The organism is Sodalis glossinidius str. 'morsitans', assembly GCF_000010085.1.
In the GTDB taxonomy this organism is placed as follows: Bacteria; Pseudomonadota; Gammaproteobacteria; order Enterobacterales; family Enterobacteriaceae; genus Sodalis; species Sodalis glossinidius.
Genome location: NC_007712.1, coordinates 2913408 through 2925091, shown reverse-complemented (window position 1 = coordinate 2925091; position 11684 = coordinate 2913408). Strand labels below are relative to the sequence as shown.

Here is an 11684-nt window from a genome sequence, read left to right as displayed (position 1 = left end):
AAGGTTACAGTTTTGCCGCCAAAAGATCTTCCAGGCTTTGTTGGTCAACCGCGAACTGGCGGATACCTTCGGCCAGTTTGTCCACGGCCATCGCATCCTGGTTATGTTCCCAGCGGAATTCCGGTTCAGACAGCGGGGCCGGCTGATGAAAACCTTCGGTGGAGGGAGACAGTTTACGCTCAACGCGTGTGTCGGCTTTATGCAACTCTTCCAGCAGGGTGGTGGAGATGGTCAGGCGATCGCAGCCGGCCAGCGCCAGAATCTGTTCCACTTTACGGAAGCTGGCGCCCATGATAACGGTTTGATAACGGTGCTGTTTACAATAATCGTAGATTTTGCGCACCGAGACCACACCCGGATCCTCGTCCGCCACGTACGGATCGAGCGGTTTACGCTGGTTATACCAGTCATAGATACGGCCGACGAACGGCGAAATCAGATACACGCCGGCTTCGGCGCAGGCGCGCGCCTGGGCGAAAGAGAACAGCAGCGTCAAGTTACAGTTAATCCCTTCTTTTTCCAGTTCTTCAGCGGCCTTTATCCCTTCCCAGGTGGAGGCCAGCTTGATGAGAATGCGGGATTTATCGATCCCCTGTTCCTGATACAGGGCAACCAGTTTGCGGGCCTTGGCCACACACATGCCACGATCGAAGGAGAGGCGCGCATCCACTTCGGTAGAGACACGTCCTGGTACGCTTTTCAAGATCTCCACTCCGATATTGACCGCCAATTTGTCAGAGGCGTTAATAATCTGGGTTTCGCGGGTGCCGCCCTGTTTGCGGGCATAGGCCAGCGTATCTTCAAACAGCGGTTGATAGGCAGTGAGGCTGGCGGCTTTCAGGATCAGGGACGGATTGGTGGTGGCATCTTGCGGCGTATAGTGGCGGATGGACTCGATGTCTCCGCTGTCGGCCACGACGGTAGTAAATTGTTTCAGACCTTCTAACTGGTTCATTTCTCTACTCCATGAATTGAATACTATCACCCGCATAAGTGACGGTTAACTTTAGGATAACACTGCATCAACAAGACGTAGAATGAAATACGCTTTTTCTGATTATTATGATGACTCTAATCGATGGCCGGCGCTGTCGCATAAGATCAACAATCTACCTACTTTATCTTCTCATAAATAATTGTGAAAGAGTGCTATATATTAACGCCGTGCCTGAACCTGGTGCAGCCATTTATCCAGCTGGCGCGCAAATTCCTGGCGCTCGCGTTGCCCGAGCGGCGGCGGACCGTCCGTTTGGATGCCGCTGCCGCGCAGGGTATCCATAAAATCGCGCAGGGTGAGTTTCTCGCGAATCGTGGCCTGTTGGTAAAGTTCGCCGCGCGGGTTAAGCGCCAGCGCCCCCTTTGCCAGCACTTCCGCCGCCAGCGGAATGTCGGCGGTAATCACCAGATCGCCCGCGGCGGCGCGTTTGACGATTTCGTTGTCCACCACGTCGAAACCGGCGGCCACGCGCAGCGTGCGGATAAAGCGTGACGGCGGCACCGGCAGCGATTGATTGGCGACCAGCGTGGTCTGTATCTCATGCCGTACTGCGGCGCGAAACAAGATCTCTTTTATGACCCGTGGACAGGCATCGGCATCCACCCAGATTTCCATAATGTTACTCCTTAAGCCAATCGCGGGCCGGCAAAAAGTCGCGATATAGCGCGGCCTCGGGGCTGTCGTGTGCCGGATCATAATGATATTGCCAGCGGGCCAGCGGCGGCATCGACATCAGAACTGATTCGGTGCGGCCGCCTGATTGCAGACCGAATAATGTGCCGCGGTCCCAAACCAGATTAAATTCGACATATCTGCCGCGGCGGTAGAGCTGAAACTGCCGCTCGCGCTCGCCCCAGGGATGGGACTTGCGCCGCTCGACGATGGGCAGATACGCATCCAGATAGCCTTGGCTAACGGCTCGGCAGAAGGCAAATGCCTCGTTGAAATTGGGGGCGGATAAGTCATCGAAAAACAGCCCACCGATGCCGCGTGCCTCGTTGCGATGCTTGAGAAAAAAATAATCGTCACACCAGCGCTTATAACGGGGATAGACCGTGTCGCCGAATGGCTGGCACAGCGCCTGTGCCGTGCGGTGCCAGTGGACCGCGTCCTCGTGGAAACCGTAAAACGGCGTGAGGTCGAAACCGCCGCCAAACCACCATATCGGTTCTGCCCCCGGTTTTTCAGCAATAAAGAAGCGCACATTAGCGTGGCTGGTGGGAATATAGGGATTTTCCGGATGCACGACCAGCGACACGCCCATCGCCTGATAGGATCGCCCCGCTAATTCCGGCCGGTGGGCGGTGGCGGAAGCCGGCAGGGCGCCGCCATACACGCGCGAGAAATTGACGCCGGCCTGCTCAAAGACCCGACCCTGGCGCAATACCCGCGTTCGTCCGCCGCCGCCTTCGTCCCGCTGCCAGAGGTCTTCATGGAAAACGGCGCCGCCATCGGCGGCGGTTAACGCGGCGCAGATTGTTTCCTGCAGCGCCAGTAGATAAGCGTTGATGTGTTCGATATCCGGTTGGTCCATCGCGAAAATCCCTGTAGGTAAGCGGCGAAAAGGTGAGGCCAGGCCAGTATAACGCCGGCGGGGCCGTAACACTAACCGTTGCGGGCGAAAACGGCGCCTGCAGGGACCGCTTGCGCCTTCACTATGAACAACAACGGCGATGTAGAGGAAATTCGAGCGAAAAGGGGCGAAATAGTCATAAACTGCCCCAGAGTTGTTTGCCTTCATCGTAAATAACGTGATAATCAGCTAAATCATTCATTACTCTGCACCGGCGGCGGCTATTATGGAAATTCGGGTATTTCGTCACGACGATTTTGAAGAGGTGATTACGCTTTGGGAACGCTGCGATTTACTGCGGCCGTGGAACGATCCCGAAATGGATATCGAGCGTAAGCTAAACCATGATCCAGATCTTTTTCTGGTAGCGGAAGTGGCCGGGGAAGTCGTAGGGTCGATAATGGGGGGCTATGACGGCCATCGCGGCGCCGCTTATTATCTGGGGGTCCATCCGGATTATCGCGGGCGCGGCATCGCCAACGCGCTGATAAGTCGCCTGGAAAAGAAACTGATAGCCCGCGGCTGCCCCAAAATCAATCTGATGGTCCGCGGCGATAATGATGCGGTCATCAGCATGTACGAAAAACTCGAATATGAAATGCAAGACAGCGTACTGCTGCTGGGCAAACGGCTGATTGAAGATCAAGAGTATTGAAGCAGGGCGACGCCGGCGGGGCTGCGGTGTCGCCTGTTACGCTTACTGTTTTTGCAATTGCTGAACGTTGACCGTTTCCCCCTGCGGGCCTTTATGCAGCGTACCGCTTACGATGATGAGATCGTCGGGGGAGATATCGGCTCCGTGCCAGCCGTCCGGGGCGATGTGCAGCGCCAGCGAGCCTGTTTTATCATGGAATTCATAACTATCCTTACCTAACTGCCGGTGAATATTCCCGGTCAGGGTCACCCACGCGCCATCGCGCAGGGTTTTCACCTGCTTTATCGGGGTGGGGCGCAGGTCTTCCACGCCGCGAATACCGTTGTCTTTTTTTGCGGCAGCAGCGGGGCTTTGTCGGGGGAAACCGCCGTCGGGGGCGGCCAGAACGCTGGGGCTAGTTAAAGCCATGAGCAGCGCGAAAGTGGTTTTCTTCATCCTGACTCTCCTTTTTATCAATCTGATTTGTCTGGCTGCGGCCGGCCAGGGATAGTAACATCCTCATATTGAGGCCATGTCGATACCCCTTTAAGCATGGCACAGCGACGCCGATTTGCGAGCCAGTGCCGTCCTGTTATTCAAGGAAAAATGATGAAGTCGTTCCGTCCATTAATCATTGGCCTGCCCCTTATGCTGGCCGGGTGCTCGACGCTATCCGGCCTTTCCTAGTCAAGTTTTTCCCCTTTCCATTGGTTCGGCGAAAGCCGCAAGGTGAGCGATCAGGGTGTCGGTGAAATCACCGCCGCCACGCCGATGACGCAACCCGCCCTGGAGAAGGCGCTGGACGGCGATTACCGGCTGCGCGGCGGTATGGAAACCCGCAACGGCGAAATTGTCAGCGTTTACCAGGCGCTTGCCAAGGATCAGGTCAAACTTACCGTTTACGAGCCGTCGCCCGGCTGGGTTGCCGGCGTGGTCGTAACCGATGAGGCCATCGAAAGCGCCTGGGGCGTCAAGATCGGCACGCCGTTCAGCGCTGTTATCAGAAAGCCTATGGCGGCAGCGGCGAGGATCGCGATGCGGTCGTCTGTCAGGCACCGCAAAGCGATCATGTTAGTTATGTGTTCAAGGGCATCTGGCATGGACCCGAATCGCTGATGCCGGCCGACGACCAACTGCGGACCTGGCGGGTGAGTAAAATCATCTGGCGCGCGCCAGCGCCGGCCGCGGGCTGAATGTTCCTCCTGTCGACCACGCGGCGGGATGCTTAAGCTTAGACCTATCGGCTGATGTTCCTTTCGTTGGCCCCGCGCCGCGACGACCCGCAACCTTCTCGATCGGCGAGTCTGGCTGGCTTCTTCCCTGCCGTGCAGGCCGCTGCCTTATGCCTTTTGTGACTTGCAAATCACCAATCGATATATAAAAGCGTTATAGGTTATCCCCTCGTTATAAATAAACTGTAAGACTCTCAGGGCGGCCTTTTTGTCCATCAACATCAGGACACAACATGACCTTTACGCTTTTTTTCGGGCGGGCAAGACAAATTTGCGCCGTAGTGGCATTGTTGGCATACGGACAAGCACAGGCCACCACATTGCTTAACAGCTCCTATGACGTGGCACGTGAACTTTTCGCGACCCTCAATCCCGGTTTTATCGCGCAGTGGCAGCAGGAACATCCGGGCGACAAACTGACCCTGCGCCAGTCGCACGCCGGCTCTTCCCGGCAGGCGCTGACCATACTGCAGGGATTTCCGGCGGATGTGGTGACCTATAATCAGGTCACCGATGTACAGATTCTCCACGATCGCGGCCAATTGATTGCCGCCGATTGGCGTGACCGCTTACCCAATCAGAGTTCGCCTTATTACTCAACCATGGCGTTTCTGGTGCGCAAAGGAAATCCAAAAGGGATCCATGACTGGCGCGATCTGGCCCGTGACGGCGTGCAGCTGGTGTTTCCCAATCCCAAGACCTCGGGAAACGGTCGCTACACCTATTTAGCCGCCTGGGGCGCGATGGAGCAGGCGTTTGGTGGCGACCGCACCCGCACCTGGATGCAGAAATTTCTGGCCAACGTCGAGGTGTTCGATACCGGCGGGCGTGGCGCAACGACGACCTTCATCGAACGCGGTCAGGGGGATGTGCTGATTAGTTTTGAATCAGAGGTCAACACGCTGCGCGATCAGGCCGGCGCCGGCGACTACGAAGTTATCGTGCCGGACACGGATATTCTGGCGGAATTTCCGGTGGCCTGGGTAGATAAGAACGTGGAAGAGAACGGAACCGCGCAGGTGGCGAAAGCGTACCTCAACTATCTCTATAGTCCGGCGGCGCAGCACATTATCGCCGGGTTTTATTATCGGGTAAACGATACACAGATGATGAACGTAAACAAAAGCAAATTTCCACCGACCCGGCTGTTTCGTGTTGAGGATATATTCGGCGGTTGGCATTCGGCTATGGCGACGCACTTCGAGCGCGGCGGCGAACTGGATCAATTATTGGCGGCGGGCCATCGCTGATGCTGGTCCTGACCACCAAACGGGTCCTGCCCGGTTTTAGCCTGAGCCTCGGCGGCAGCGTGCTGTTCGTTTGCTTGATCCTGCTGCTGCCGTTAAGCGCGCTGGTTATGCAGTTAGCGCAGATGAGTTGGTCACAATACTGGGAGGTCATCACCGGCCCGGAGCTGTTGGCGGCCTATAAAATCACGCTGATCTGCGCAGGGGTGGCGTCGTTTTTCAATGCGGTGTTCGGCATGCTGATGGCCTGGATCCTGACCCGCTATCAATTTCCCGGCCGTGCGCTGCTGGACGGCCTGATGGATCTACCGTTCGCCCTGCCTACCGCGGTGGCAGGTTTGACGCTGGCCACGCTATTTTCCACCACCGGCTGGTACGGCGGCTGTCTGGCCCAGTTTGACATTAAAGTCTCCTACACCTGGCTCGGTATCGCCGTGGCGATGGCCTTCACCAGCATCCCGTTCGTGGTGCGTACCGTGCAGCCGGTGCTGGAAGAGCTGGGGCCGGAATACGAGGAAGCGGCCCAAACGCTCGGCGCCGGGCACTGGCAGACCTTTCGCCGCGTTATTCTGCCGGAAGTTGCGCCGGCGCTGCTGGCGGGGACCGCGCTGTCGTTCACCCGCAGCCTGGGCGAATTCGGCGCGGTGATCTTTATCGCCGGCAATATCGCCTGGAAAACCGAGGTCACCTCTTTAATGATTTTTATCCGCCTGCAGGAGTTTGATTATCCCGCGGCCAGCGCTATCGCCTCGGTAATCCTGGTGGCGTCGCTGCTGCTGCTCTTCGCCATTAACGTGCTGCAATCCCGCTTCGGCCGTCGGTTGGGAGGACAATGATGACAGATTTCTCCGTGTTCAACGGCGCCGCGCGCGCGCCTTTTCCCTGGGGAAAATGGCTATTGATCGGCCTCGGCTCAGTGGTATCGCTGCTGTTGCTGGTGGTGCCGCTGATTTCAATTTTCGCCACCGCACTGGCGGAAGGACTGGCGGCGGTGGGGCGCAATCTCAACGATAGCGACATGCTGCACGCCATTTGGCTGACGGTGCTCATCGCGCTGATAACCGTACCGGTGAATGTGGTGTTCGGCACCTTAATGGCCTGGCTGGTGACGCGCTTCAATTTTCGCGGCCGCCAGCTATTGCTTACGCTGATGGATGTGCCTTTCGCGGTATCGCCCGTGGTGGCGGGATTGCTATACCTCCTGTTTTACGGGACTAACGGCCCCCTCGGAGGCTGGCTGGACGAGCATAATATGCAGTTGATGTTCTCATGGCCGGGGATGGTGCTGGTGACGATATTTGTTACCTGTCCGTTTGTGGTGCGCGAATTGGTGCCGGTGATGCTGAGCCAGGGCAGCCAGGAGGACGAGGCCGCGATCCTGTTGGGTGCATCCAGTTGGCAGATGTTTCGCCGCGTCACGTTGCCCAACATCTACTGGGCGCTGCTGTATGGCGTGATCCTGACCAACGCCCGCGCAATCGGCGAGTTCGGCGCGGTATCGGTGGTATCGGGGTCTATCCGCGGCGAAACCTATACCCTGCCGCTGCAGGTGGAATTACTGCATCAGGATTACAACACCGTGGGCGCGTTTACCGCCGCCGCGCTGCTGACTCTGATGGCGATTGTGACATTATTCTTGAAGAGCGGGCTGCAGTGGCGTCTGGCGCGCCATCAGGCAGAGCTTCAACCGGGGGACACACAATGAGTATAGCGATCGATAAGGTCGGCAAGTTTTTTGCCAACAGCAAAGTATTGAACGATATTTCGCTGGATATCGCCTCCGGGGAAATGGTCGTGCTGCTGGGACCGTCCGGCTCCGGTAAGACGACGCTTTTGCGCATCATCGCGGGGCTGGAACACCATAATAGCGGCCATCTCCGTTTCGGCGGCAAAGACGTCAGCCGGGTTCACGCCCGCGATCGTCACGTGGGGTTTGTGTTCCAGCATTACGCTCTGTTTCGCCATATGACCGTTGCCGAGAATATCGCTTTTGGCCTGACGGTTCTGCCGCGGCGCGAGCGTCCCAGCCGTGCTGCCATCAAGCAAAAAGTCGCCAGTCTGTTGGACATGGTGCAATTAAGCCATCTGGCCCCACGCTATCCTTCTCAGCTTTCCGGCGGTCAGAAGCAGCGCGTAGCGCTGGCACGCGCCCTGGCGGTAGAGCCGGAAATCTTGTTGCTCGACGAGCCGTTTAGCGCCCTGGATGCGCAGGTGCGTAAAGAGCTGCGCCGCTGGCTGCGCCAACTGCACGAAGAGCTCAAATTTACCAGCGTGTTCGTCACCCACGATCAGGAAGAGGCGATGGAAGTCGCGGATAGGGTAGTGGTGATGAGCCACGGCAATATTGAACAGGTGGGAACGCCGCAGGAGGTTTGGCGCGAACCGGCCAGCCGCTTTGTACTGGAGTTTCTGGGCGAGGTCAACCGGTTGGACGGCGACATTCGCGGTGCCCAGCTATTTGTCGGGCCGTACCACTGGCCGCTGAATTATGCGTCGATTTATCAGGGGCAGGTGGAACTCTTCTTGCGGCCGTGGGAAATGGCGTTAAGCGATCAGCCCACCGCACGCTGCCCGCTACCGGTACAAATCATTGATGTCAGTCCGCGCGGCCACTATTGGCAACTGGTTGTACAGCCGCTGGGCTGGCACCAGCACCCCCTGACGGTAGTGGCGTCCACGGAAACGGCCGGCACCCCTGTCCGCGGCGAACGCCGTTATTTGGGGGGGCAGAACGCCCGCCTTTATGCCGGGGATAAGGCCCTGCAGCCGGTGGCCTTCGCCGAAAGCGCCTGAGCGCTCCTTCCAGCATGATCCGCCTGATGCGCGGTTCTGCCCGCCGTTGCCTTCCTTCGCCGGGCGCCGCGCCAGATAACCCGCGATGCACAGGGAGGAAAAGCCCGTGCAGTTAAAGTCATCAGCGGCATTTGCGGCTTAATAGTAGGGTAAACAATAATACTAAGGGCTGACCTGGCGCGGACGGTGGCCGAAGGCCGTCATATTTGTGGTTGAAAATTGAATTCCCTATCGAGGTGAGTAATGGCTGAACTGTTTGAACCCGTGAAGATTGGCGCTATTGAGCTAGCTAACCGTATCGTAATGGCACCGCTGACCCGGATGCGCGCCGATGATCAGCGTGTGCCCGGGGGAGCTGGCGCAGGAATATTATGCCCAGCGTGCCAGCGCGGGACTTATCGTCACCGAAGCGACCTCGGTGTCGCCCCAGGGGATCGGCTACCCCAATCCCCCGGGGATTTGGTCGGCCGAACAAACAGCGGGCTGGGCAAGGGTAACGGCGGCGGTACATCAGGCCGGCGGTAAGATCGTCTGCCAACTGTGGCACGTGGGGCGCATATCTGATCCCGTTTACCTTGGCGGGGAACTGCCGGTCGCTCCCAGTGCGATTGCGCCGGAGGTATTTTTCTCGGTGATCCGTCCGCAAAAAAACTATGTTACGCCCCGTGCGCTGTCCACCGACGAGATCGCCGGGATCGTCGACGACTATCGGCGGGCGGCGGAGAATGCCAAGCGTAGCGGCTTTGACGGCGTCGAGCTGCATGCCGCCAATGGTTATCTGTTCGACCAGTTTCTGCATGACGGCTCCAATAAACGCACCGATCGCTACGGCCGTTCGATAGCCAACAGCACCCGCTTTTTATTGGAGAAGGTAGACGCGCTTTTGACCGTCTGGCCCGCCGATCGCCTGGGGGGTGTGCATCTCAACTTGATGTCATATACCCACAGCATGCGTGATTCCGATCCCAAAGCGATGTTCAGATATGTGGCGCGGGAGCTGAATGCGCGCGGGCTGGCCTTTATTTTCGCACGCGAGGCGCTGGATTTCCCCAACCGGCTGGCGCCAACGCTGCGGGTGCGGCTGAAGCGGTGGTGTTCGGCAAACTGTATATCGCCAACCCGGATTTAGTGGCGCGTCTGCGTGATAAGGCGCCGCTGAACGAAGTCAATCCGCAGACTATCTATGCCCGCGGCGCTGAGGGCTATACCGATTATCCGGCCTTAAAGGATCAGATCGCCTGCTAACGGTGTAGCCGTTTGGTCATGGGCTGCGTCGGGTGGCGTCTTCCCACGAGGCCGCGTATAGGCCGCGCCCGCTTTTCTTATGGTGGGAATCTGATACTATTTGGTAAGGACGGAGGGGGACGCTGCGCAAGTCGCGTGTTACCTCACTGCACGACTAACAGGGCGGCCGTACGGTCGCCTGTTTTTTTTATTGGGAACCCCAGGCCGTGAAGACGCTTGAACATTGCATAGGCAACACCCCGCTCGTAAAGCTCCAGCGTATGGCTCCCGCCGGCGGCGGCGAAATCTGGCTGAAGATGGAAGGCAACAATCCGGCGGGATCGGTGAAAGATCGCGCAGCGTTATCCATGATCCAGCAGGCGGAACGGCGCGGCGAGATTGCGCCCGGTGATGTGTTAATTGAGGCGACCAGCGGCAATACCGGCATCGCCCTAGCGATGATTGCCGCGCTGAAGGACTATCGCCTGAAACTACTGATGCCGGACAATATGAGTATCGAGCGGCAGGAGGCGATGCGCGCCTACGGGGCTGAATTGATTTTGGTGGATCACGTCATGGGCATGGAGGGCGCGCGCGATCGGGCACGCGCCATTGCTCAGGCGACGGGTGGGAAAGTCATGGATCAATTCAATAACCCCGATAATCCGCTGGCGCATTTTACCACCACCGGTCCGGAAATCTGGCGTCAAACCGACGGGCGCATCAGTCATTTTGTCTCCAGCATGGGCACCACCGGCACCATCATGGGCGTCAGCCGATTTCTTAAATTCCGGCGGCCGGACGTGACCATCGTCGGGCTTCAGCCGGCGCCGGGCAGCAGCATTCCCGGCATCCGCCGCTGGCCGTCCGCTTACCTGCCGGCTATTTTTGACCCTACGCTGGTGGACTTGACTCTGGATATCGACCAAGAGGCAGCGGAAAACACCCAGCGCCGTCTGGCCCGGGAAGAAGGCATTTTCTGCGGCGTCAGCTCAGGCGGCGCGGTAGCCGGCGCATTGCGCGTGGCCGCGAAGGCGCCGGGCAGTCTGGTGGTCGCCGTCTGCTGCGATCGTGGCGATCGTTATCTGTCCACGGGCATTTTTCACTCAGACTGACGTTGCGACAGTCTTTTTGTCTAATTGGGGCCTTTGGCAGCACCTTTTTGCCTGTTGCAGGTCAAACAGTGGCAGGTCTCTGGCCTGGTGAAATAAGGAAGGCTGTCTGGCGATAACGCAGGAGAGCAATGGCGTGGTATGTGGAGAGAGAAAATGAAAATTTTGCTGGTTGATGACGATCGGGAACTGGGCAAAATGCTGAGCAAATATCTGACCGCGGAAGGTTTTGATACAACATTGGTGCTAACCGGCCAGGAAGGTGTGGACGGCGCGCTTTCCGGCGACTATACCGCTATGATTCTGGATATCATGCTGCCGGATATGAGCGGCACCGATGTTTTGCACCAGGTTCGCAAGAGTAGCCGCATGCCGATTATCATGTTGACCGCGAAAGGCGATAATATTGATCGCGTCATCGGCCTGGAAATGGGGGCGGACGATTATATGCCCAAGCCCTGTTATCCCCGTGAATTGGTCGCGCGGCTGCGCGCAGTGCTGCGCCGTTTCGACGAGCGTCCGGAGCAGCCGGCCGAGGCGGGCGTGGCGAGTTTTGGCGATTTGCTGCTGAACCCCGCGACCCGCACCAGTCTCTGGCAGGGTAAACCGTTTGACCTTACCGCCTCTGAATTTAACCTGCTGGAGTTGCTTATCCGCGCGCCCGACCGGGTGGTATCCAAAGATGACCTGTCGGAAAAGGGCTGGGTCGGTGCCGCGAAGCCTATGATCGCAGCGTTGATGTGCACATCAGCAATATCCGCCAAAAACTGTCACTGTTGCCCGGCAGCAGCCTGGGTATTGAAACGGTACGCAGTATCGGTTACCGGATCCGTTGATGAGACTACGCGGGCGTTTGTTCTGGAAGATCCTGC

10 protein-coding genes and 3 pseudogenes are annotated in these 11684 nt (G+C 57.9%); 9 read left to right on the top strand and 4 right to left on the bottom strand.

What is annotated here, in order from left to right:
- Window positions 1–4: 4 nt before the first annotated feature.
- The 3 genes from tal to hemF all read right to left on the bottom strand — a co-directional run bounded on the left by tal (window position 5) and on the right by hemF (window position 2531).
- Entirely contained in the window at window positions 5–955 is a 951-nt protein-coding gene (gene tal / locus SGP1_RS15580) for a transaldolase (RefSeq protein ID WP_011411538.1), read from the bottom strand.
- A 201-nt stretch (window positions 956–1156) separates the two neighbouring features.
- Entirely contained in the window at window positions 1157–1612 is a 456-nt protein-coding gene (locus SGP1_RS15575) for a YaiI/YqxD family protein (protein WP_011411537.1), read from the bottom strand.
- A 4-nt stretch (window positions 1613–1616) separates the two neighbouring features.
- On the bottom strand, window positions 1617–2531 hold the full coding sequence (hemF, locus tag SGP1_RS15570) for an oxygen-dependent coproporphyrinogen oxidase (protein WP_011411536.1): 915 nt from the start codon (window positions 2529–2531) through the stop codon (window positions 1617–1619).
- 265 nt (window positions 2532–2796) lie between these two features.
- On the opposite strand from hemF, the gene SGP1_RS15565 reads away from it, so the two are divergent.
- Entirely contained in the window at window positions 2797–3225 is a 429-nt protein-coding gene (locus SGP1_RS15565) for a GNAT family acetyltransferase (protein ID WP_011411535.1), read from the top strand.
- Between the two features lie 42 nt (window positions 3226–3267).
- Here SGP1_RS15565 and SGP1_RS15560 read toward each other — a convergent pair whose 3' ends face one another.
- Window positions 3268–3660: a YgiW/YdeI family stress tolerance OB fold protein gene (locus SGP1_RS15560; RefSeq protein ID WP_041867088.1), complete on the bottom strand. Its 393-nt coding sequence runs from the start codon at window positions 3658–3660 to the stop codon at window positions 3268–3270.
- Between the two features lie 273 nt (window positions 3661–3933).
- On the opposite strand from SGP1_RS15560, the pseudogene SGP1_RS15555 reads away from it, so the two are divergent.
- From SGP1_RS15555 to SGP1_RS15520, 8 genes and pseudogenes are all read left to right on the top strand, one after another.
- A pseudogene (locus SGP1_RS15555) lies at window positions 3934–4397 on the top strand (DUF1131 family protein).
- A 272-nt stretch (window positions 4398–4669) separates the two neighbouring features.
- Complete coding sequence (locus SGP1_RS15550) at window positions 4670–5686, top strand: sulfate ABC transporter substrate-binding protein (RefSeq protein WP_011411533.1); 1017 nt, start codon at window positions 4670–4672, stop codon at window positions 5684–5686.
- Window positions 5686–6519: a sulfate/thiosulfate ABC transporter permease CysT gene (gene cysT / locus SGP1_RS15545; RefSeq protein WP_011411532.1), complete on the top strand. Its 834-nt coding sequence runs from the start codon at window positions 5686–5688 to the stop codon at window positions 6517–6519. Before SGP1_RS15550 ends, cysT begins: the two co-directional genes overlap by 1 nt.
- Window positions 6519–7388 (top strand): sulfate/thiosulfate ABC transporter permease CysW, encoded by an 870-nt coding sequence (cysW, locus tag SGP1_RS15540; protein WP_011411531.1) that lies wholly within the window; start codon window positions 6519–6521, stop codon window positions 7386–7388. The genes cysT and cysW overlap by 1 nt, the downstream gene beginning before the upstream one ends.
- Window positions 7385–8476, top strand: a complete 1092-nt coding sequence (gene cysA / locus SGP1_RS15535) for a sulfate/thiosulfate ABC transporter ATP-binding protein CysA (RefSeq protein ID WP_011411530.1) — start codon at window positions 7385–7387, stop codon at window positions 8474–8476. The genes cysW and cysA overlap by 4 nt, the downstream gene beginning before the upstream one ends.
- Window positions 8477–8719: 243 nt before the next feature.
- Window positions 8720–9721: pseudogene (locus tag SGP1_RS15530) on the top strand (alkene reductase).
- A 206-nt stretch (window positions 9722–9927) separates the two neighbouring features.
- Window positions 9928–10815: a cysteine synthase CysM gene (gene cysM, locus SGP1_RS15525; RefSeq protein ID WP_011411529.1), complete on the top strand. Its 888-nt coding sequence runs from the start codon at window positions 9928–9930 to the stop codon at window positions 10813–10815.
- A 153-nt stretch (window positions 10816–10968) separates the two neighbouring features.
- Window positions 10969–11648: pseudogene (locus SGP1_RS15520) on the top strand (response regulator transcription factor).
- Window positions 11649–11684 lie beyond the last annotated feature (36 nt).